This is a genomic window from Acidithiobacillus sp. (assembly GCF_027322205.1).
Taxonomy (GTDB): Bacteria; Pseudomonadota; Gammaproteobacteria; order Acidithiobacillales; family Acidithiobacillaceae; genus Acidithiobacillus.
Map to the genome: position 1 here is coordinate 1 of NZ_DAHVHY010000035.1, position 21,399 is coordinate 21,399.

The window sequence follows — 21,399 nt, forward strand, 5'->3', positions numbered from 1 at the left end:
TGGCCCAGAGTTTGGATTCCAGTGCTTTTTGATGTTATATCATGAAGAGGTGGGGTGGAGAGAGGGTTGCTAGGATGCTTGATACGCTGAGAGGCCTTGGATGGAATTGAAAACTATAGGGGACTGCTGGATTTTCTGGAGTCCATGCTCAGTAATTACATGGGGGATCTTGACTTATCCGGACTGGATATTCAGGGGGACGCGGTGAACATCCCCGCCGATAGGCTGATCGGCGGGGCGGGGACCGCGCTGCCCGACGGTGCCTGGGACGGCGACGACTTTGGGCCGCCGGGGGTGGTCTGCGTGATCAGGTTCATTTACTGCGCAACCTGTGCGAGGCCATGCGGCTGCCCTTCAAAATCAACGGCACCCTCGTTACATACCTTACGATCTCTTCCTTGATGACCTGGAAAAGCGCCGGATCAAACGGGAAGCCGTGAAAGCGGAACGGCTACGCCAGCGGGCGAACCAACTGGTGTTTTTGCGTGAGCACAGTACGGTGAAGATCGGGCGCAGGCATATGCCGCGCTGATGGGGTGGCGATAGCCTATCCCGTTACCCCCCGTCCGTTATACCCACTTACTTCAATGGATACTTTTGTCGATGCCATCGACCATATTCATGTGCCCAATAGGCAGAGAGACCAAGTTCCCGGAGGTACCCCCAACGACAAAGGCCTGCGGGCTGAGCAGCCCATCGGATGGTCCAACCGTACCAGTCGCAAGTCTTTCAGTATGTATCAGTTTACCGGTTCGCGCATCCAACACATACAACATTCCCTGGGCATTCACCGTATAGAGGGTCCCATGGTATATGTTGGGATTGCTGATATCCGCCCCGGTCCGGAAGGTCCAGAGAATTCTTTCGGTACGCGCATCCAACGCATACAGACGCTTGGTCAAGCGCGGCTCGACATAAATGATATGATGCCACGCGGTGAGGGGGGGATCATAGATTCCCGGATGCGTCGGATCGGACTTGTGCATACTGGAAAACAGGGACGGTATATGGATGGCGTGGCCGATTTTCCGTAGCGCCGCCACTACCCAATTCTTCCAATATATTTCGCTGCCGATGATACGCTCATGAACCCATGCGCACGGTGGTAGGTGACGGGTATAGATACTTTTTCGGTGGAGCAACCTCCCAGTCACCGCGTCCAGGCTCACCACCTCGAAGGTAAAGTCACGCATCGGGGTGTGCTTCCAGAGATGTACCAGAATGTCCCACAGGTCATAGGAATCCTTACGCATGAACGCCGTAAACACGGCGTTCCCACACACCACTGGGGAGGCTTCTGCAAGATTGACGGTATGCGCGAAATTCCGCGACCAACGAATTTTGCGGGTTCGCCAGTCGATATCATAGAAATCATTGCGGTGCGTGAAGAGATTGTCCGTTCCGAAATAAAGATTCGAGCCAACTCTGGCAGGGGAAGACATCGCCGACCATCCACCGAGGGGTATCTGCCAAAGCAACTTCCCCGTGCGGGCGTCCAAGGCGATGAAACGCCTGCCTCCGGTAGGTGTTAGAATTTCATGGTGCGCATAGGCAGGCGTCGGCATATCCTGACAGTGTGTGGCATATTCCCAGACCATCTTGCCGGTAGCCGCCTGGAGTGCCGCGATGGCGTGGGGAAATCGGGAACGGCAGGAGTAGCCCGCATTGACCGCGAACATACGCTTCCCGCCGAGCCCAACTATTATGTGATGACCCGCCACGATCGCTTGCGTCATGGTGATGTTGCCCAAAGCGGTCCGCCATAAAATGGCGCCTGTCCGCGCATCAATGCGCAGCACCTGCCCTTTCTGGCGGTGTCCCGCCTTCCCCGTTGTCACCAACAGGGTCCCTCCATCTACTGATGGTGGAGCAATTATGCGCTGACCGATGAAGGTATCAAAACTGCCGATCTTATCCGGGGTGAACGCCAAATGTTGCGCGTTCACCTCGAACTGGGGCGTGGTGGAAGCTGCGGGTACGGTCACGCTCGCCAGCCCCAAAAAAACCCACGCGGTGGCGGGCAGTATGCGGTTACCGCCAAACGTGTTTTTTAAAATCAACAGCTAGCCCATGGCCTTCATGATTGTTTCCGTAAGTTGAGCGAACGCCGGATCTGTTTGCGCCTTTTTTCAACAGCATTTCTTACTTCACTGGCGTGAAATAATTCTGAATTAAAACGTGCATTATTTTCGTTCCGTATTTACGAACATCTAATTTGGGTGACAGTCGTTTTTTCCGCCGACATCACCTCACACACCTGCTTGTCGATTGGACGAGCGGCCACAATGGCCGATGCAAAGTGATGCAACCCCTTGTGAACAACGTGAGGACCCTGAGTCGACTGCGTTGGCATCATCGAGGTAGGGGTGCCCTGTCCAGATTGGGTCGCTGTGCTGGCGGGCTGTCGAGCAGGCCCGCGGGCGATCCCATATCGGCTAAGGCCAAGGTGCTGCCGAAACTAAAAACACCATGTCCTGACAACAAATTGCGTGCAATGCGTTTCATATGGGTTACTCTCCCTATGATTTACGGACCCCTGTAGCGATCCCGCAGCTATGGGTGGCTGATCAGACACCGTGGTAGGCTGGAGCAGCATTCCCGGTGTTGGTAGGGGTGTAGCCAAAACTGATGCCGGTGATAACCGCCATGGGCACTCCTATTCCTACGTAATATCACTCCCCATTAACTCAATGACAGAATTTACTGCATCATGAATACCTGACACTGAATACACATAAACCTGCATTCTTTTTAAGCTAGCAATAATACTTTATTGATGTCAACCGTAACCTTTTGACATTCTCCTCGCCCTCAGCCTGCGGTCACCGCTCTTGAGGGCAGAATGGCGTGGATTAAAATAATGATGTACTTAAGCTGGGCTGGGTGCCCAGGCTGTCGTCAAGGTTTGACCGTCACCTATCCCGTTACCACGTATGCTATTCCTCTCACGTTCAACCAACACGAGGATAGTAGAATGGAACACCTCAACCCTTGGAATCGATGTGCAGTACGGTTTTTCAGCGACCATGCGTATCGCGCGAGCATCCTTGAGCAGGCGCGTGCGGGCGACAAACAGGCAAGTGTCATTATGGCCACCGCCAAAAGCATGTCTCTGGCGTGCCTGGCTTCCATGGGTGCCTGACACACCCACCTGAAGCAACCGCTATACCCCGATAACGTCTATCCGTTATTGGGGTTGCGCCCCGCAGGGTTATCCTTTTATGCACACACCAGATCAGAACATCCTGGACTACAAGGCGCAGCGGGACGCCCGCAATGCCGCGAACATCGCCCTGACCCTCACGGTCATGGCCGGCCTGTTCGGCAGCTTCCTGTTTTCCACCCTCGCCGTGCGCCTGTTCATCGGCAAATACACGGCGAACTTCTTTCCGGGTTACGTGCCCCTGAAAGCAGCGATCCATGTTCGAGACGGATCTGCACGGGTCGGCGCACTGGGCGACGGCCAAAGAGGTTGCGCAAATGGCGCTGTTGCCGGACCCGAAAGCCAAACCCCGCAGCCCATCCCGCCGGATCTGTTACGTCGGCGGCTATCCCGATGACAAGGGCCACCTGCGCTACCTGCAGCATGCAGGAGCCGAGCACATTATCGCCTTCGCGCCGACCCGTTCCGGTAAGGGCGTCGGGCTGGTATTGCCCACCCTGCTGGGCGGCTGGCGAAAATCCGTGGTGGTCCACGACATCAAGGGTGAGAACTATCTATTGACGGCGGGCTGGCGGCGAGCCATCGGCCAGCGCGTCCTGAAGTTCAATCCGGGTTTCGGTTTGGATGGGGATGAAGACATCGGCCACCAGAAAGCGCAATGCTGTCACTTCAACCCGCTGGAAGAAGTGCGCATTGGCACGCCTTTCGAGGTCAAGGACGTCATGAACATCGCCACGATGATCGTGGACCCCGACGGCAAGGGCCTCAACGACCACTGGCAGAAGACCGGTATTTTGCCGAAAAAGTGTCAAGCATGTTGCCTTCTCTTCGGGCGATTTGCTGCGGCTCAGCGGAAGGAGCGAGGGCTGAGTAAGCCGGAGACCTTCGACTTTCTGGGATTCACACACAGCTGTAGCCAGAATCGGCTGGGTTGGTTTGCTACCCAATGACTGACGATCCTCCAGTAAAACTGGTTCATCCCCACTCATCGCAAAGGTTCGCGCCATAACCTGAGGTAGGAGCCATATGCGGTAATTCCGCTCGTACGGATCTGTGCGGGGGTAGTAGGTAACTGCTGTCTCTACCGCGACCGGAGTGAATGTGCCGCAGCCTTGGGTCTCAGGCTGAACAGTCACAAGGGAGCAAAACCGGGTTATACTCGCACCGACGGATGACATTCCGGGCATTCCGACATTCCAGGGCAGGAGATCAATGAACGGTATGGATGCTTCACAACGAAAAAAAGGAATCCGTATAGTGGGCTTTGCGATCAAGGGTGACCCCATCAACGGTATCCTATGAGCCATACATGTGCTTGGAAGCGGTTTCTCGATATCCGCCCCGAAGAACTCGCCTTGGTGCATACTCATGCGGATACTTTGGCCGGATCAGCGGATGTATTGGCACAACGGTTTTACGCTTTCCTGCTCTCTCACCCGGAAACCGCCGCGGTTTTCCGTGACTTCGACGAGCAGCATCTGCGCCATCTGACGGGGAAACAGGCGGAGCATTACCGGCGCATGCTGCTTTCTCCCATGGATGGGAAGCGCGAAAGCGAACTCGAACATATCGGCGCCACTCATCATCAGTGGGGCGTATCTCCTATCTGGGTGGTGGGCGCTTATCGCCTGTACATCGAGCATCTGGAGACGCAAATGGATGGTCTTCCGGCTTTATCACCGGCAGACCGGAGGATGCTGCGCCAAGCGCTCATCAAGCGGGTGCTCTATGACATGGCGGTCCAGCTTGCCGCCTATGAAAAGGCCCGGCATGCGGAGGAAAATGAGCAGATGGCCGTGGCCCGGGTATTACTGGACACCACGTCCCATATGACCAGCGTGGGAACACCGGAAGAGGTTTTTGCGCAGGTTTGCGACCGGCTGGTCGCCGTTTCCCCGTCATTACGCGCGGTATGGTTTGCGGTCGTTCCTGCGGCCGCTGTGGAGATCGTCCCCGCGCATGTGGCCGGGAAGCAGCGATTGGTGCCGCATCGCATCGTCCTGACGGAACAGGACCCGCTCCGGCAGGCCATCCGCAGCGGGCGGCCCGTGGCAGTGGATCCCCATGCCGCCAATGCTCCGGACTGGTGCCAAGGGCAATCCCCTGCGGCGTCCGTGGGGATTTTCCCATTTGGCATGGGAGATGAAGTGCGTGGTGTCGGCGTGGTTTATGCGGACCAATCCGATTACTTCGCCCGGATCGACCTGTCGCCCTTCGGAGCGTTCGCCCATCTGGGCGATATGTTGATGGAACTCAAAAGAGAGGCGCAAAGCGATCCCCTCACCGGATTGCCGAACCGCAAGGCCTTCTCGGAGCATTTGGAACCGGCGCTCAACCGGTCGCGGCGCCACGATCGGCTGCTGGTGGTCGGCCTACTGGATCTGGATGATTTCAAACCGGTGAATGACCGCTATGGACATTCCGTGGGAGATGCGCTGCTGCAAGAGGTGGGACAGCGATTGCGGGCTGGTCTGCGCGCCAACGATCTGACCGCGCGGCTTGGCGGGGATGAGTTCGCCTTCCTCCTGGAGGATGTGCAGAGTCTGGATGTTCTGGAGACCACTATGCAGCGCATCGGGACAGCGGTTTTTACGCCCTTCGTGCTTTCCGACGGGACCGCCATCGAGGTCAAGGGCAGCGTCGGTGTGACAGTTTACCCTTTTGATGAAGGCGAAGGTGATGAACTGTTGCGCCATGCCGATCAAGCCATGTACGTCGTCAAGGGGGAGAAATCCAGGCGGAAGCGCTTTTGGGGCTGTTGGCGATGTCATGCCGCGACGGACATGGCCGGGAGACCCCGCTTTCGGTTGGCGGAACAGGCCATCGCCTGGTTCCAGCCGGTGCTCTCCCTGCAGAAAAGGCGGATCGTCGCCGTCGAAGCGTTGGCCCGGATCGTGGAAAACGGGCAGATCTTGCCCCCGGACCAATTCCTCCCGCTGCTGACTGTGGAGGAGCGACGGGAGTTAAGCCGGATCATGCTCGCCCAAGGATTGCAGCTATTGGAGCGTCTGGATCAGGAAGGGTTTCCTCTGGATCTGTCGTTCAACGTAGATCCCGATTTCATGGTGGGTCACGATTGCGCTTCCTGTTTTACGGAAACTGTGGCCACGTCGCCCATCGATCCCCAGCGCATCACCATGGAGCTTCTGGAAACTGGCGATTTTCTGAGCCTCGCGACGGCGCAGCTAAAACTGACCGACCTCAAGGCAACTGGTGCCAAAATCGCCCTGGACGATGTGGGGTCAGCCTATTCCTCGTTGCTGCGCCTGAAGCATCTGCCCATTGATGAAATCAAACTGGATCAGGATTTCATCCGTGACCTGCCGGAAGTTCCGGAAAACCTGGCATTCGTGCAGAGCATCCGTTCCCTCGCCCAGGGGCTGCGCGTGCGTCTGGTGGTGGAGGGGGTGGAAACGGAAGAGATCCTGGATGCCATGGCGGCCCTGGGTGTGGATCTGGTACAGGGTTACGCCATCGCCCGGCCCATGTCGGCGCGCGCGCTGGCGACCTGGTTGCGCGACTGGCGACCAGAGCCACTGCCGGATCCCAATTTTCCCCATACCCTGCTGGGGGCCTATGCCGCCCATGTGCGCCGTCGCCCCCTGATGGAGTGTATGATGCAGCAAGACTTGGCATTGGTTTTATCCTCCAGGTTGTCGGACTGCCCTTTGGTGGCCTATGTCCAATCGCGGGGATGGAACGACCATCCCGTCATCGAAGGGCACCGTCAGTTCATGGAAGGCATGCATCGTCTGCTGACAGGGCATGGCGCGAACAGCATGTCGCCAGACGAATATCTAGCGGCAGCGGAACAGGAATTAGCAAATCTGATCCGGAAGGAGTTGGCAAACGAATCCGAGCAAGCCCGCTCAAAACAAGCGGAAAATTAGGCACACTTCGCCGCGATTATTCAACAAACTGGTTGGTTTGTGCGCCGTCAGCCGGATTCTCGGCGGAGTGCCTGCGTAAAGCCCGACATAAGTCGGCCAGGGAGAGTCGTCATGTCCAATTTTGCCAGATCCGTATTTTCTGCAGGGCTGCCATCCCGTGTGGCCATTTGCATGGCGATTGCACTGGTCGGTCAATCTCCCATCATATATGCGGACCCTGGCCCTGGAGCCATCCGCGTCGCGCTAACGGGCCTTCCCAAGGGGCTTTCGCCGGGGTTTTATGGTTTCAACCTGGATTTCTGGTTCGCAATCCATGCCGCCCGGTTAGATAATCCCACCCTGTTACGCGCTGCAGCCGCTTTGCATCCCATGGTGCTTCGTTATCCGGGCGGTACGTTGGCCAATTACTGGAATTGGCGTACCGGCTGGTTCATTCGGCATGATCTTCCGAGTCGTTTGCGCTGGACAAAGCATCGCACCCACGTTCCCTATACGCTCTCCCGTTTCAAGACCATCGTGAACGCGACCGGGGCGTCCCCCGTCTTTGATCTCAATCTGCTTACCTCCAAACTTTCCGATCAGTTGTCCATGCTGCATCAAGCCCGGAATTTAGGTCTGCCGGTACGTTACGTGGAATTAGGTAACGAATTTTATCTCTCCAAAGCGGGTTACAAAGCACATTTTCCGACCCCACAATCGTATGCCCACCGTGCATGGCGCTGGGCTACGGCTATTCATCATGCCTTCCCCAGGGCGCGCATCGCCGCCGTGGGTTTTTGGCATGTTCCCGGGCAGCGGCCCGCTCCACGGGCCGCTCAGTGGAACACCGGTCTCGGCCACCTGGCGGGGGTGCAGGCCATAACCATGCATGACTATGCGTCACCGGCCCGGCTTATTCCTCGCGCCATGCTCCAAGGCCGTCTCGACACATCGGCGATACCCCTGCTGCTCGGCCTGCCTTTCCAAGCGGTGCGCGGCTTGGATGAATCGCGATACGAATTGCCTGCTTCCCTGGTGCAGTTACCGATATGGGTTACCGAATACAACCTCGGCCCCTTGCGTCTGGACGGCCATCCCCATCCAGACGCTATTGATGCCCTCTGGGTGCACGGACTCTATAATGCCACGCTGGGGTTGCTCCTCGCCCAAACCCCTCATGTCCAGATGGCATTAGTCCATGCCTTGATCGGTTCCCCGATGTTTTCCGTACTACAGAGCGCACCGCCATACCAACGCAGCGCCAGTGGTTATACATTAAGCCTTCTTTATCGGGCGGCAAAAGAAGCCATCTCTCTGCAGACATTAAGCTTCGCTCCCGAACCGATGGCCCATCCCGTACCCTTCGTTCGTTTGGGGAAAATGCCCGCTTATCCCACCCTGATCGGCGCAGTTTTTCAATCGCCAAGAGGCCAACGCGCCGTGTTGATAAATCTCTCTTCACGGCCACGCACCCTGGATATGGGCAAGCTCCTGGGCGGAGCATTCCATTATCGCGAGCGTTACGCACCCGCACAGATGACGGTTGCCGCCAACCAGATACCCACTACGCGGAGTGAAAACGCCACGACGAGTTTCGTCTTGAAACCTTACGCTATTGCACTTCTTTGGAAAGTCATACCCCGCCCGGGCTGAGAACATATCTGTGAGCGGTGATTACCAAATTCCCTAATTGAGCGGATACGGGAATACCACCATCGCAAGATCACCTGCCAACTGGATGAGGGCGGAAGCTATCATCCTAAATTCGGCAGTTATCTCTGCTGATTGCAGAGGACTCCTTTGATAGGATTGGGCTTTCCCTTGAGAAGGAGACTCACCTGATGGGTGACGACAAAATCCGGATGCAGAAGGCCATTCCTGCGGCCATAAAGACCCTGATCGTGGACACGCTGGGTGGTCGCATTCAGGTGTCCTGGGACAAGGAATCGTCTGCCACACCCTTTGGGCAACTGGTCTATTTTGCAGAGTTTTTGCAGGTGAGTGGCCGATTCGAAGACTGGGTAGAGGAATGCCCCCTGATCTACAACAGCCCCAATGCCCCGAAGAAGCGTGATGTATTAGGCACCTTATATCTTCAAATTGCGTCAATCGCCTCGCGTCAAACGCCTGTTGCAGCGCGTATTTACCCGACGCGACTGGGCGAATGCCGGGCAAGGCTGGGAAGGCCGCGAAGACACCCTCCAACTCGCCGGATGGTAACAAAGCCGCCGGGTGGTCATCCTCCGCCGCCTGCTCAAGGAAAATCTGATACCTGCGTCGTGCACCATGACTACGGTCCCCATATCCCCTTTCACCAAGCCCTGATCGGGATGGTTTTTCACCAGAATGACGGTATCCAGTTCCTGAATCATGCTTCCCCTCGGATGATCTGGACAACCGCTTGCCGCGCCCGTTTGAGAAAATCTGGTTTCACCGTGCCCACAGAATGGTCGATCAAGTCCTCGTGCGCCGTGAAGAGTTTGCCGGGGCGCGCATAGCTGGTGTGTGCGAGATTGCCGCTGTCGAAGTCCTGTTCAGTTAGTGCCAGGGCACGAGGGTCAGCATAGGGATTGCTGGTGATCTGGCAGGCGATCCAGTCCACGCGTCCGGCGTTCGCCAACACCAGTGCTGGTCGGTACTTGTTTCGTGACAGGTCCGAAAAGGAGAAGGGCAACACCACTACATATTTGCCTTCTACATCTAGGTTATCAGTGCACCGCTATCCTAATCGAGGGCCGAATACCATATCCACATCCATTTGGGTCCAATGCTTCAATGACGATAACGACCCCACGCATGTGGTCAACATTACTCATATAGGTATGTACCTGCACTGCGTATCCTTCCAGAATCCAAGCATAGAGGAGCGAATCCTGATACTGCAATATTGGAAGCACTTTGTATGTTAGGCTGTTGGCTGTCCGTTTCCCGCAAAATAAGTATGCCCCATGAATACTTCACCACCCGACCTCACGATCATTATCCAGACAGAAAAGAAATTCCTCGGAAAGTATACCATGGTGGTCGCCATTATACTGATCGTGCTTGGGCTTCTGGGCGTGATGAGTCCGGTGATCATGTCAGCGGCGACCGACGGCATTCTGGCGGCCATTCTTATCCTTGGCGGGTTGACGTGGGTGGTCCACAGTTTTCAACTGCACGCCCATGGGCTTGGGGATTGGCTCAGACCATTGTTGCTGCTGGTGACCGGCGGTATCATGGTAGCCCTTCCCGCAGCGGGCAGGGCCAGCATTGGTCTACTGTTCATTCTCTATTTCGCCATCGACGCTTATCGGAATTTCACCCGGCCCAAGGCGCTGGAGGCAACAGGCCGTGGCTGGTTCATTTTCAGTGGCATTCTCGATATTCTGATAGCCCTGCTGCTCATTGTCACATGGCCACAAGGGTCGCTGATTCTGGTGGGCATCTTTGTCGGGGTCAACCTCATTTTTGACGGCATCATTCTCAGTCTCTACGAACAGATTCATGTGGGTGGCACGCAAGGCTGCGCCACCGGCCGGAATGTCCTTCAGCGCAGCCAGCCCGATGCCGTCAACTTTTGCAAGGCCATTCACGCCATCGTGGTCCGCAATCAGGGCGTCGATGAAGCCATCAAACTGCTGAATCCAAACGCATGATGAAACTGTCTGCGCAGCGCAGCAAAATCGTCTGCACCATCGGCCCGGCGTCCGATGCACCGAAAACACTGGAGCAGATGATCCGCGCCGGAATGAATGTGGCCCGCCTGAATCTCGCGCACGGCACGCCGGATGAACACCGCACCCGCATCGGCCGTATCCGCGCTGCGGCGGAAAGGGTGGGACAGCGCGTTGCCATCCTCGCTGACCTGCCCGGCCCTAAAATCCGTATCGGTGTACTACCCGCCCCGGTCACCCTCAAACGCGGCAGCCGGGTACTCCTCGCCCCTGATGCACTCGGAACCCCGGAGCAGATTCCCCTGGAGCTGCCCCGCCTTTCCCGTCCTCTGGTCAAGGGTGACACGGTGTTTCTGAATGATGGCTTTATCGAGTTGAGTGTGGAACAGCATGATCGTTCCGGTATCCACTGCCGGGTGGTAGTCGGCGGCATACTCCTCTCCCATAAGGGCGTCAATCTGCCCGGGGTGACACTGGAGGGTGGCGCGCTGACCAGTACCGACCGCGAGCTCCTGGCCTTCGCCCTGGAGACCGGTGTCGACGGGCTCAGTGTTTCTTTCGTGGAAACGCCGGAAGACCTGCACGCTGCCCGTCGGGAAGCGCAGGCCTTGGGTTATGATGATCCCTTTCTGGTGGCCAAAATCGAAAGGGCACGGGCCTGGAAGCATATTGATGCCATCATCGCCGCCGCCGACGGCATCATGGTGGCGCGCGGTGACCTTGGCGTGGAGGTGCCCATCGGGCAGATCGCGCTGATTCAAAAGCGCCTCATCCGCAAGGCCCGCGCGGTAGGCAAGCCGGTCATCACCGCCACCCAGATGCTGGAATCCATGGTCCACAACCGTCGCCCCACCCGTGCGGAGGTGACGGACGTGGCCAACGCCATCCTCGACGGTACCGATTGTGTCATGCTCTCCGAAGAATCAGCCATGGGCGATTATCCCGTCGATGCGGTGAAAATGCTGGCGGAAATCGCCCGGATCACGGAGAAATCCCGATCCGAGCTGAGTCCGCTCGATGCAGAAACCCTGCACGACGCGCCCAGTGTGGAGTCGGTAATCGCCTGGGATGTGCGCACTGCTGCTGAGCACCTGAATCCCCTGTTTATCGTCACCCCCACGGAAACAGGCACCACCGCAGCCCGCATCGCGCGCTTCCGGCTGGCCCCGTGGATACTGGCCATCAGCCCGCATGACCGCACTTGCCAGCGCCTGTGTTTTCATTACGGCGTGCATGCGGTAGCCATACCCAGCCCCGATCAGGGCTGGGAGCAAGCCGTCCGCCGCTGGCTGGTCACCCAGGGCGTCGAGAAGGGCCTTATTCTCCTTACCCAGGGTCCGAGCCGGGGGCACCCTGGTGGTACCAACCGTTTAGAGATTATTCGTCTGGAGCAAGCCGCCTCCCACTGACAGGAGCATGGACAGTCGTAATAAATCCAGCACTGTTGACCTCAACATTACTGGATAATTGGGGCTTGCCCCCATGAACGGGGAAGACGTTCGGGATTGATTTGCTCGACGGTGTCTCTACCTTGACCGACCGGCCAAGATAATTGTCGCTGAGCAGTTGACCCATCGTGACCACCTGAGCATAAAATGGCGATGACCAGAATGTATGCTTTTCGGGGGTGCCCGCGATCAGTAAAATGCGCCATCGTGCAAAAGCGAGGACGTTCATACATGACGCTTCGCATTGTGGAGGGAAAGCCATGAACCCATGTGTTCTACCATTCATCTCAGATAGAAGGGGTTTTACGGGTAGATCTGCTTTTATGCTGGCATCGTTCATGCTGTTTTTTGGGCAAATCACCACAGATACAGCGTACGGGCATGTCATTGTAAATGCACCCGCTGCATGTAGGTATCTCAGAGATCACGCCATATCGTCACCAGCGATGAGCGCGTCCGCCCATGTCGCAGAAAAATGGTCTCGGCAGCAGGTCAGATTCTACATCGACGCTCCGCAGACCCTGTTGAGGGTTGCGCATATTCCACATACGCCCTATCTCACTACAATTGTCGGTCAAAAAGCACATTGTGTTGCGGCGACTCCCGAATGGTTCAAGGGCATGAAACCAGCTGAGCAAACCTGGCTATGGATGGTGGCTATCGCCAGTCTGCATCATCCGCACATCTACCACGTCATGCTGCATTCGGCGGAAAATCCCCCTCAGGGCCTTTTTGCCGGTCTGGAGAAGTGGTACGGGAAAGGCGTTGCCGACCGAAGTATTTTGACATCCGAAAAGCAGGCGAGCACATGGCTCCCTGAAAAGGATCAGTCTGCCGCCAAAAACGCACTGGCCATTTTGGCACATGCGCCAGGCTTCTCTGGCAATCGTTGGTTGCCAGACTTAAAACGGCAGTTGTCGGCGGTCGGTTAAGCGCCTATCAACTCCGTCTCGCCTTCCAGGAGCTATTCACCCTGACGGACCGGCATCAAGGAGCCACCTTACTGATAAGCTGGATCTCAAGCTACCCACTTAAAACAGCGAAGAACCAAACTTAGGTGGATGCGGTGCGAGGGTCATAGCAGACATATTATCCCTGATATATTGAACAGGACAGCACATGATATTTCCGAAAAATTCTCAAATAACGCCGCACCCCAACCACAACATACCCACACGAGCCATTGCGGGCTTTATTTTTATCGTGGGGTTGACATTATCCGCCTACGCTCTGGCCAATACGGCTAAAACGCCCAAAAAGTCGAAAATCTGGTCTGGTAGTGCCGCATTCGGATACTCCAGCGTCACGGGAACCTACCCGTCCCTGAGCCTCAATAGCAAGGCTTGGATACGTTGGCAATATCATCGTTGGGAAAACCGAGTGCGTCTGAGCTACAACTATACCGCGGCGGCAACGTCCGTTTATGCCAACCGTCTCGTGTTACAGAACCAAACCCGATATTATTTCAAGCCAAAGGTTCACTATGTTTTCGGCGATATCCGGTATAACCGCAATCCATTCGACGGGTATTATTACCACCTGACTGAAATCATCGGCGAAGGTAACATCATCCATCTCAACAAAACCATGTCCCTGGATTACCAAGGCGGTGTCGGTGCTCAGGAGGACCAGCCCATAGGCCTGAGATATCAGACCAGCCCAGCCGCGCGTTTAGCTGTGGAGTACGAATGGCATTTGACCCGTCATGCAATATTTAAGGAAGATGTCACCGCATTGTTATCCACAGCGAACAACAATACTTATGAGTCGGTTACCAGCGTGCAAACCCGGCTGTATGGACCTTTAAGTTTGCAACTGTCGTATACCGCCACATACAATGAGTTCCCGGTGATAAGCTATTACAAGAAGCTTAATACCATTACCGCGGCTGATTTGATGTACAAGTTTTAGAGTCCCCGATAGGGGATCCGTAAACCCCCCGCCTTTAGGCGGCGGATAAGTCCGGTGGTATAACCACATGCATGGAAGCTTGTAAAAGTGGAAGCCACACGGTTTGGGACTGTAAGCACCACCTAGTCTGGACGACGAAGTACCGTTATCAGGTGTTGGTGGGAGATGTTGGACTCCGTTGCCGGGAGTTGCTGCGTGAGATTGGGTGGCTAGCAGTGGGAATGTTACGGGTGGGGTTTGGCAGGAGTATATCAAGAACCAAACGCCACCGGATCCGGACGATGATTTTCATGTTGTGTAGCGACAGCCGTCGGCCGCAGCGCCGACCGATCCGGCTTTCAGCCGTAACCTGAAGCCACCGGCTTTTAGCCGGTGGAGTATTCACGGGCGGCAGGAAGAGGGAGGGGCGGATTGCACCCTGCAAGGGCCAATCTGATGTTCATCTCGCCTTTCCCTGTGCCGGTTTCCATGCTTGAGGGTTGGCGATCAACAAAATGTGGAATTCAGTGAAACTTCAGTGGAGACTCATTGCGCGTTTATCAGGATAATAAAATACTGAGATATAATATCTGCCCGTTATTGGTTGGGAAACATTATTATTAGCCACGATGCGGTCATATAATTATATATTATAATTTATGAATTTTGTTAAAAAGCCATTGAAAATAATACTTGCGCATAACCAATTAGAAGGCTATAACTTATCAATGCGCAGATGCACTGAACATGGAATTCTGGCGCTTTTTCTTTTGCTTGATGTCGCCAAACATCTGGTTGAGAAGGCATGTTTTGTTTTTTTAGGCGGGATAGCCCCGCACCACAATGACTCCTCAACGTACAGAAAATCAGTGCTTGTCGGCGTAATTTTGTTGAAATTACCGACGGAGGAAGTATTATGACATTGAGAAAATGTTACTTGGTTGGCATAATTGCGGTTGCAATGACTATCATCGCTCCTGGCGCAGAGGCGTTGCCGATTATGTTGGAGGGTGCAGGTGGTGGCGGCCTAAACCCGTGGGCACTGATCGCCAATGGCGGGAAGAGTTTGGTTACGCCGGCCGCTTTTGGGACCTATGGCACTACCCGCAACTACAACATTTACAGTGTAGGCGCCAATTTTTCTATAAAAAATTATGCCGAGATATACTTCGACCATCAGTATTTGAGCCTACCAAACAGCCTGTCCAACGTGGTGGGCACCAACAGTAGTGAGCAAAGCATCGTTGGCGGAAAATTGCAGGTTTATCCGGGGAATGGCGTCATTCCCGCGGTTGCCGTTGGTCTGAATGCGCACTTTGTGAATGATACGATACCTGACGAACTGGGGGCCAGCAGTCAGGGTGTTGATTTTTACGCTGCCGCCACCGGGATTTATCCGTTCATGGGGAGCAAGCTGCTGGTGGATGGCACCCTCTGGGCCACAAAGGCCAATTATATGGGATTGCTGGGATTTGGTGGACAGGGTCATAACGGATATACCATCCAGGAAGGGATCAGCCTTGGCTACTTTCTTGCCAAAGATGTTATGTTGGGTGCGGAGTGGCGCAGTTTCCCGACAGACAGTCTCGGCGCAGCCCAGGCCAGCATGCAGGCATCTTATCCTGGCGCAGACCTGAAACAAAGTGATTGGTATGATGGCTTTATCGCCTATATGCCGAATCATCACCTTTCAGTCGTCGCGGCATTCATGTCCCTGGGCAATATGGTTAACCTTCCCAAGGTCTCCAACAATGCCAATCAGAACGGGTTTTATCTCAACGTCAACGCATCATTCTGAATCATCCGGCGCGCAAACCATCCCGCTGGATTTTGGCAAACCAGCATGGGTCCCGCTGGTCGACAATGGGGTCAAATTACTGAATAAGGAGTTCATGATGAAAATCAGACAGAGTAAGCAAATGACTATCACCACGCTGATTGCTTCGGTAGCCCTGTTTGGCGCCGTGGATGCGTATGCCGACGGTGGTTCGCCCGCTGTGACGGGATGGCATCACGGCTGGGTGCAATGTTTTGGGGCCAACGCCCCCTACAAAAACGATTGCGGCACCACCGCCTCCTCTTGCGCCGGCAGAGACCCGACTGCTCACGATCCGAACGCCTTTGTCTGGATGCCAGCGGGAGTATGCACAGAGGTTGGTGGGACGGCCACTCCAGGCCCGGTTGCTCTGCGGAAATTCGAAATGATGCGCAAAATGCCCAAGGCGAAAGTGCGCGCCATGAAACAGATTCCCATGCTGCATGAGGCACAGCTTTACTATGCATCCAGCGCCGCCTACTTTGCTGAAAAGGCGGCAAATGCGCGAAAGATGATGGCTGGCCACGCTTGATCAAACCCCTGCGGGCTGGTTGGATGCCCGTGTTTGGCATGATTGTGGAAATCTGGGGGTATCGGCCCATGTGGTATGTTCTGGCGATTCTCTATGTAGTGGCGCTGGTGGTGGTACTACGGTATGCGGGCATGAGTACCAGTAGCCAGGCAACTGCGCAACCTGCTGTAGATTATTAACCCGGCCCTTAAATCCAGCCGAGAATGGTCCAGCCCAGCAACACATCCAGCAGGGCGATGGCCATCCGGTGCGGGCTGCCCATGCTCCAGGCCAACAGCGCGGGTAGGGAGCGCTTGCGGCTGTAGCCGACCGAGCCCGCATTCTTCTGATCTGCTCCTCCATGCTACAACTGCCAGCCAGAGTAGGTTTTCCCCTCACGAATCAGGCCACCTCCGAGAACTGAAGTTCATGTTTCCCTCCCCCCCCACAGCCTCCTATCGGCGCACCTTTTCTTTCGCTTATTGGGCGGGTTTTGCGGGGACATTGGCCTTTGCCGGATGGTACGCATGGTTTTCCTGGCATGCTTACGAAGAGGACAGCCGGTATCGTTTGGGGTTGAATGCCGAGATGGTCGCAAAAGTCACCCAGAACCTGCTGGACGGTCACGCTACGGCGCTCCGGATTTTGGGCAAGCAATTGCAGCGTGCGGATGCCTTATACCATCCCCGTTTTGCCCGAGCCATCCTGATGGATTACCAGGAGGCATCCCCAGGTATCGTCAGCGCGGATCTCATTGCCCCAAACGGACAGGTTATCGCCTCCACCGCCGTGGCGGCGGGATGGCCGCTACCCGACCTCCGTGACAATCGGGCCATATGGCCGGACCTGCAGACCGCCCTGCATTCCCATGGACTACAGGTCCACCACCCTCGCCTGGGACCGTTGGCCGGGGGAAGAAGGGGTTGGGTCATCCGCCTGAGCCATACGGTATTCTCGCCAGCAGGAGGAAAGCCACTGTTCCTCTTGATTACGGCCATGCATTTTCACAAGATCGAAGAAACCTTGAGTCATTTGCCCCTGCGTCCAGGAACGGCCGTTGGCTTGATCCGCGGCGACTTTACCATCGAGGGACGCTGGCCTGTCCCTCAGGGTAATGTCGATAAACTGCTGATGAAGCCGCAACGCGGCATTCTGGTCGACGCGCTAAAAAAATATCCCGACCTCCATCAGGGATATTATGAAGGTCTGGTTACCGTGGGTCATACTTATCGTTTTGGGGCTTTTGTCCGTCTAGATCAATACCCACTGACCGCTTTCGTCTCCGTCCCGAGGGGGCAATGGCTGGCCGCCTGGTGGCGGGAGCATATCCAATTCCCGGTGATTTTTCTGATCATCGCGCTGAGTTTCAGTTTGGTTTCCTATCGACGCATCCTCTTCCTGGATCGCCGATGGGATGTACAACGCCAAGTCTTTGAGCGCACCCTGACCACGCAGGCTACTCACGATGCCCTGACCGGCCTGCCCAACCGCGATGGTTTGCGACTGGTGTTTGATCAGGCGTTAGCCCGTACCGAACGGCAGGAACGGTTATTGGCCGTGGGTTTTCTCGACGTCGACGACTTCAAGCCGGTCAACGACACCTACGGCCATGACGTCGGTGACACCCTGCTGAAAGAGATGGCCCGCCGCCTGAAAGATGCGAAGCGCCGGACGGACACCGTAGCGCGTCTGGGCGGCGACGAGTTTGTACTGCTGCTGGAAGGCTTGCGCGGTATGAATGAACTGGATCAGGTCCTGGCCCGTCTCCAGGCCGCGATCGCGCAACCTTTCCTGATCCAGGGAAAGGAAGTCAACCTCCAGGCGAGCCTGGGACTGACGATCTATCCCTTCGACGAGGCGGACACCGATCTCCTCCTGCGGCACGCGGATCAGGCCATGTATGCGGCCAAGGCGCGCCATGAGCGGGGACGCGAAGGTTGGGTGCAGCTCTATCACCCGGATCTCGGCACCATCACCATGGGCGATGAAGTGTTGCGCCAGGATTTTCTGCAGGCTTTGGTCGCCGGAGAGGTGACGCTACGCTATCAGCCCCTGGTAGCCCTGGCGACGGGTCGGGTAGCCGGCCTCGAGGCCTTGACCCGCTGGCACAGGGAGGGCCGGGAGGTCTCCCCCGATCAATTCCTCCCCTCCCTCGGCATGCGGGAGCGTCAGGCACTGGGGCGCTTCGTGCTGCAGGCGGGACTGCGGCAACTCGCGCAGTGGCGGGAGATGGGCCTGGATATTTTCCTCAGCATCAATATCACCCCGGAAGAGCTCGACAATCCCGGATTTGCCGATACCGTCTTCGATATCCTGGCCGCCCAGCCGGGTAGCTCCCCGGAATCCCTGATACTGGAGGTGCTGGAGATCGGGGAAATCCTCGAACAGGAGGTCGCAGTGGGCCATCTGCAACGCCTGCGCGGTGCGGGCGTAAAGATTGCGCTGGATGACGTGGGGAGCGCGTATGCCTCGCTCCTGCGGCTCAAAAACCTTCCCATTGACGAGATCAAGATCGATCAGGGTTTCATCCGCGAGTTATTGAACAAACCCCAAGACCTGATCTTTGTCGAGAGTCTCGTCAACCTGGGTTTGGTCATGAACGTCATCATCACGGTGGAAGGGGTGGAAACCGAAGAACACATCGCCCTGCTGCGCGAGATGGAGGTCGACTATCTCCAGGGATATGCCATTGCCAGGCCGCTAGAGGCGGAGGCGGTCGCTGATTTTATGCACGCCTTTGTCCTCGGTACGGGGGATGCGGACACGCCGCTGCTGGCTCTGTATCAGCATCTGGGATGGGTGCATGCGGCAGAAGAGTCCGCGATGAATCATGGGGGTTACGAGCATGCGGATCTGGCTGCCTGCCCGATCACCACCTGGCTACACGTCCACGCGCCGGAACTGCCTGGGGTAGAGGCCTTGCTGGCCGAGCATGAAGCGGTGCAAGCCCTGGGACAGGAAATCCTTCAGGTACGGCAAAGCGGAACGCGCGAGGAACTCCGTCGCCTGCTCGGCCAGTTGCATATGCATAGCCACAGCTTTCAGGAAGGGCTGGGGCAGGCGGTGATGGCCATGCGGGACAACGCAGATAAATCTCGGGCTATCACTTAAAATGACGAGAACCTCAGATTCCGTGACCATATGTGTCATACCCCCTCCTTGGCCACAACGGCGCGGCCAAGGTAAGGAATAGTCCCTCCACGGCCAAAACCGTTCCCCGAGGACAAAAGTGCTGGCAGCGAGCCCATCGGCAAGGTACAACTCCAGGAGTCCGGCCCAACCCCAGGCCATGAGCAGACCCGTGACCATCTGCAGGGTGACGGGGAGGATGAACAACACCCAGAATGGCCGTCGCTCTTGACCAACGCTCATTGGGTCTCGTTCTCCACCAGGGCGCGACGTGCAGCCATGGCCATACCGAGGCTACGCGTTGTGCTGAGATCGAGAAGTTTTTCGGCAATGGGAAAGATTTCGCCATTTTCCAAGGCTACATGGGCGCGGTTCATAGAGACGAAGGGTTCCACAAGCAAAAGGTGAGGAACTTGGCCTGCCTCCACTTGAACCAGATTCGCAGCCAATATCTGCCAAGTGCTTTCCAATTGCCGGTGCTGGGCTGCAAGATTGGCGACGGATGAGCGCAAGATGTCCGGAAATTTTGCCTGCGCGAGTAGCCACGGAAAGAGCTGTGCTTCCTCGTCAGCATGGTGTGCCGGACCCGAAATCTCAAAATAGCGACGGATACGGGCGGCCGCTTGCTGGGCCTCCGGGTCGGCTCCGACTTGGCTCAGGTGCTCGGCCAGTCGCTCCAAGATGTCGCAGTGACTGATGATTCGCTCGTGGCAAGCGCGCAGCAAGCCTATGGGATCATCGAAGGACGGTGCCGGTTCAGCGGTCAGTTTCATTCCTTGTGGTCTCGTTGCACATGCGAAAGTGTAGTTGAAGCCCATATGGCATCGGCGCGCAGAAGATCTGTAGCGTTCATCATAGCACCTCCAATCTTGGCTGGAACAGTCCGGTTATTCTCGATCATTTCCGTCCACAGTTTATTGATGCAGATCAATAATCTACCGCCTAAAGGCGGGGGGTTTACGGATCCCCTATCGGGGACTCTAAACTAGAGTTAACTATAATTAGGTAGGTCAAAATCTCTCCATGGAGACAGAAATGATTCTCTTCTATGCCGCTGGCGCGAGTTCGCTCGCACCCCAAATCCTATGTGCCGACTTTAAAGCTGGATGATGGCGATGTGCTCACCAAATGCGCGGTGATTTTGCAGTTTATCGCTGACCTAAAGCCGGAACAGGGTTTCATGCCTGCTCCGCTACTCCGAACCCGCTATCACGCTCTGGAATGGCTTAATTTTATTGCCATGGAGATTCACAAGAATTTCATTACCCCAGAACGGCACGGCGGTGTCGCTGCTAATTTCCTGTCCAAAACTGCCAGTGGACAGCGGGCCACGCGTGTCCTGGTTTCGCCGCGCCTGGCCTACGTTGATCGGGTGCTGTGTGGCCGCAATTATCTGATGGGCGACTCCTTCACAGCCCCTGATGCATATTTGTTTGTCATGCTGACATGGGCACAGCGGCTTGACCTCGACCTGTCACCGTGGCGCAACCTCTCAGATTATTTCGAGCGAATTGCTGTGATGCCTTCAGTTTGCGAGGCCCGCGCAATTGAAGGACCGCCGCATTCGCTGAGAGATTAAGGCGACGCCGGTTGGCGACTTCGCAACGCCTTCCCTAAATGGTATTTCTTCCCCCCTTCGCGTGCTATGGACATCAGAGTGCGCAAGCGGCAGCGATCAACTGTTATATGAAGGGCACAGGCTTCACCCCTATGGTGATGTTTTTGCCTGTAGTTCTTGCTGGCGGGCAAACCACGATGAATGGGCACCGCCTTTAACCAGGAGGGGCCAGTTGGCCTGACCGTCTGGGTTGCGGGTTGCTGCACACTCCGCAAGGGTCGGCAAGCTGGCGCGTGCGCTGGCTGGTCGTTACGCAGTAACGAGCCGTCCACAAGGCGGTGGAGTTTGTGGGGAAGGCG

Annotated in this window: 18 protein-coding genes and 1 pseudogene; 14 read left to right on the top strand and 5 right to left on the bottom strand. The window is 56.1% G+C overall.

Annotation, left to right across the window (positions count from 1 at the left end; all coding sequences use genetic code 11):
- Positions 1–584: 584 nt before the first annotated feature.
- On the bottom strand, positions 585–1,985 hold the full coding sequence (locus tag M7F93_RS06925; RefSeq protein ID WP_298171125.1) for an outer membrane protein assembly factor BamB family protein: 1,401 nt from the start codon (positions 1,983–1,985) through the stop codon (positions 585–587).
- A gap of 1,236 nt (positions 1,986–3,221) precedes the next feature.
- Between M7F93_RS06925 and M7F93_RS11935 the strand changes: the two genes are divergently transcribed.
- The 4 genes from M7F93_RS11935 to M7F93_RS06945 all read left to right on the top strand — a co-directional run bounded on the left by M7F93_RS11935 (position 3,222) and on the right by M7F93_RS06945 (position 8,685).
- On the top strand, positions 3,222–3,560 hold the full coding sequence (locus M7F93_RS11935; protein ID WP_366144719.1) for a hypothetical protein: 339 nt from the start codon (positions 3,222–3,224) through the stop codon (positions 3,558–3,560).
- The gene (locus tag M7F93_RS11940) at positions 3,481–4,113 is read left to right on the top strand and encodes a type IV secretory system conjugative DNA transfer family protein (RefSeq protein WP_366144720.1); all 633 of its coding nucleotides are present in this window, start codon (positions 3,481–3,483) and stop codon (positions 4,111–4,113) included. Before M7F93_RS11935 ends, M7F93_RS11940 begins: the two co-directional genes overlap by 80 nt.
- A gap of 348 nt (positions 4,114–4,461) precedes the next feature.
- Positions 4,462–7,053: an EAL domain-containing protein gene (locus M7F93_RS06940; RefSeq protein ID WP_298171128.1), complete on the top strand. Its 2,592-nt coding sequence runs from the start codon at positions 4,462–4,464 to the stop codon at positions 7,051–7,053.
- A 111-nt stretch (positions 7,054–7,164) separates the two neighbouring features.
- Positions 7,165–8,685, top strand: a complete 1,521-nt coding sequence (locus tag M7F93_RS06945) for a hypothetical protein (RefSeq protein WP_298171131.1) — start codon at positions 7,165–7,167, stop codon at positions 8,683–8,685.
- Between the two features lie 452 nt (positions 8,686–9,137).
- Here the strand turns inward: M7F93_RS06945 and M7F93_RS11945 are convergent, their stop codons facing one another.
- Together M7F93_RS11945 and M7F93_RS11950 are read right to left on the bottom strand one after the other, a co-directional pair.
- Positions 9,138–9,404 (bottom strand): DUF4926 domain-containing protein, encoded by a 267-nt coding sequence (locus tag M7F93_RS11945; RefSeq protein WP_366144721.1) that lies wholly within the window; start codon positions 9,402–9,404, stop codon positions 9,138–9,140.
- Positions 9,401–9,712: a type II toxin-antitoxin system PemK/MazF family toxin gene (locus M7F93_RS11950; protein WP_366144722.1), complete on the bottom strand. Its 312-nt coding sequence runs from the start codon at positions 9,710–9,712 to the stop codon at positions 9,401–9,403. Before M7F93_RS11950 ends, M7F93_RS11945 begins: the two co-directional genes overlap by 4 nt.
- Positions 9,713–9,980: 268 nt before the next feature.
- Between M7F93_RS11950 and M7F93_RS06955 the strand changes: the two genes are divergently transcribed.
- The 8 genes and pseudogenes from M7F93_RS06955 to M7F93_RS06990 all read left to right on the top strand — a co-directional run bounded on the left by M7F93_RS06955 (position 9,981) and on the right by M7F93_RS06990 (position 16,553).
- Positions 9,981–10,670, top strand: a complete 690-nt coding sequence (locus tag M7F93_RS06955) for an HdeD family acid-resistance protein (RefSeq protein WP_298171137.1) — start codon at positions 9,981–9,983, stop codon at positions 10,668–10,670.
- Positions 10,667–12,097 carry a pyruvate kinase gene (gene pyk, locus M7F93_RS06960; RefSeq protein WP_298171140.1) on the top strand — a complete coding sequence of 477 codons (1,431 nt, stop codon included), beginning with the start codon at positions 10,667–10,669 and terminating at the stop codon, positions 12,095–12,097. The genes M7F93_RS06955 and pyk overlap by 4 nt, the downstream gene beginning before the upstream one ends.
- A 362-nt stretch (positions 12,098–12,459) precedes the next feature.
- Positions 12,460–13,068: a hypothetical protein gene (locus M7F93_RS06965; RefSeq protein WP_298171143.1), complete on the top strand. Its 609-nt coding sequence runs from the start codon at positions 12,460–12,462 to the stop codon at positions 13,066–13,068.
- Positions 13,069–13,255: 187 nt separating this feature from the next.
- Positions 13,256–14,047 carry a DUF481 domain-containing protein gene (locus M7F93_RS06970; protein ID WP_298171146.1) on the top strand — a complete coding sequence of 264 codons (792 nt, stop codon included), beginning with the start codon at positions 13,256–13,258 and terminating at the stop codon, positions 14,045–14,047.
- 71 nt (positions 14,048–14,118) lie between these two features.
- Positions 14,119–14,247: pseudogene (locus M7F93_RS06975) on the top strand (transposase); the annotation flags it as partial.
- 740 nt (positions 14,248–14,987) lie between these two features.
- Positions 14,988–15,824, top strand: a complete 837-nt coding sequence (locus tag M7F93_RS06980) for a DUF3034 family protein (RefSeq protein WP_298171148.1) — start codon at positions 14,988–14,990, stop codon at positions 15,822–15,824.
- A gap of 94 nt (positions 15,825–15,918) precedes the next feature.
- Positions 15,919–16,374 carry a BufA1 family periplasmic bufferin-type metallophore gene (gene bufA1 / locus M7F93_RS06985; RefSeq protein WP_298171151.1) on the top strand — a complete coding sequence of 152 codons (456 nt, stop codon included), beginning with the start codon at positions 15,919–15,921 and terminating at the stop codon, positions 16,372–16,374.
- Positions 16,371–16,553: a hypothetical protein gene (locus M7F93_RS06990; RefSeq protein WP_298171155.1), complete on the top strand. Its 183-nt coding sequence runs from the start codon at positions 16,371–16,373 to the stop codon at positions 16,551–16,553. Before bufA1 ends, M7F93_RS06990 begins: the two co-directional genes overlap by 4 nt.
- Positions 16,554–16,561: 8 nt before the next feature.
- Here M7F93_RS06990 and M7F93_RS06995 read toward each other — a convergent pair whose 3' ends face one another.
- Complete coding sequence (locus M7F93_RS06995) at positions 16,562–16,648, bottom strand: superinfection immunity protein (protein ID WP_298171169.1); 87 nt, start codon at positions 16,646–16,648, stop codon at positions 16,562–16,564.
- A 134-nt stretch (positions 16,649–16,782) separates the two neighbouring features.
- Here M7F93_RS06995 and M7F93_RS07000 point away from each other — a divergent pair, with 134 nt between their 5' ends.
- Positions 16,783–19,464: a putative bifunctional diguanylate cyclase/phosphodiesterase gene (locus M7F93_RS07000; RefSeq protein WP_298171161.1), complete on the top strand. Its 2,682-nt coding sequence runs from the start codon at positions 16,783–16,785 to the stop codon at positions 19,462–19,464.
- A 257-nt stretch (positions 19,465–19,721) separates the two neighbouring features.
- On the opposite strand, the gene M7F93_RS07005 is transcribed toward M7F93_RS07000, so the two are convergent.
- The gene (locus tag M7F93_RS07005; protein ID WP_298171164.1) at positions 19,722–20,255 is read right to left on the bottom strand and encodes a hemerythrin domain-containing protein; all 534 of its coding nucleotides are present in this window, start codon (positions 20,253–20,255) and stop codon (positions 19,722–19,724) included.
- A gap of 275 nt (positions 20,256–20,530) precedes the next feature.
- Here M7F93_RS07005 and M7F93_RS07010 point away from each other — a divergent pair, with 275 nt between their 5' ends.
- On the top strand, positions 20,531–21,061 hold the full coding sequence (locus M7F93_RS07010) for a glutathione binding-like protein (protein WP_298171166.1): 531 nt from the start codon (positions 20,531–20,533) through the stop codon (positions 21,059–21,061).
- The last annotated feature ends 338 nt before the right edge of the window (positions 21,062–21,399 follow it).

Bases quoted from the DNA above. Each gene is read 5' to 3' on its own strand.
- M7F93_RS11935 (WP_366144719.1), top strand. From the start codon at position 3,222: ATGCACACACCAGATCAGAACATCCTGGACTACAAGGCGCAGCGGGAC.
- M7F93_RS11940 (WP_366144720.1), top strand. From the start codon at position 3,481: ATGGCGCTGTTGCCGGACCCGAAAGCCAAACCCCGCAGCCCATCCCGC.
- M7F93_RS06940 (WP_298171128.1), top strand. From the start codon at position 4,462: ATGAGCCATACATGTGCTTGGAAGCGGTTTCTCGATATCCGCCCCGAA.
- M7F93_RS06945 (WP_298171131.1), top strand. From the start codon at position 7,165: ATGTCCAATTTTGCCAGATCCGTATTTTCTGCAGGGCTGCCATCCCGT.
- M7F93_RS11945 (WP_366144721.1), bottom strand. From the start codon at position 9,404: ATGATTCAGGAACTGGATACCGTCATTCTGGTGAAAAACCATCCCGAT.
- M7F93_RS06955 (WP_298171137.1), top strand. From the start codon at position 9,981: ATGAATACTTCACCACCCGACCTCACGATCATTATCCAGACAGAAAAG.
- pyk (WP_298171140.1), top strand. From the start codon at position 10,667: ATGATGAAACTGTCTGCGCAGCGCAGCAAAATCGTCTGCACCATCGGC.
- M7F93_RS06965 (WP_298171143.1), top strand. From the start codon at position 12,460: ATGCTGGCATCGTTCATGCTGTTTTTTGGGCAAATCACCACAGATACA.
- M7F93_RS06970 (WP_298171146.1), top strand. From the start codon at position 13,256: ATGATATTTCCGAAAAATTCTCAAATAACGCCGCACCCCAACCACAAC.
- M7F93_RS06980 (WP_298171148.1), top strand. From the start codon at position 14,988: ATGACTATCATCGCTCCTGGCGCAGAGGCGTTGCCGATTATGTTGGAG.
- bufA1 (WP_298171151.1), top strand. From the start codon at position 15,919: ATGATGAAAATCAGACAGAGTAAGCAAATGACTATCACCACGCTGATT.
- M7F93_RS07000 (WP_298171161.1), top strand. From the start codon at position 16,783: ATGTTTCCCTCCCCCCCCACAGCCTCCTATCGGCGCACCTTTTCTTTC.
- M7F93_RS07005 (WP_298171164.1), bottom strand. From the start codon at position 20,255: ATGAAACTGACCGCTGAACCGGCACCGTCCTTCGATGATCCCATAGGC.
- M7F93_RS07010 (WP_298171166.1), top strand. From the start codon at position 20,531: ATGCCGCTGGCGCGAGTTCGCTCGCACCCCAAATCCTATGTGCCGACT.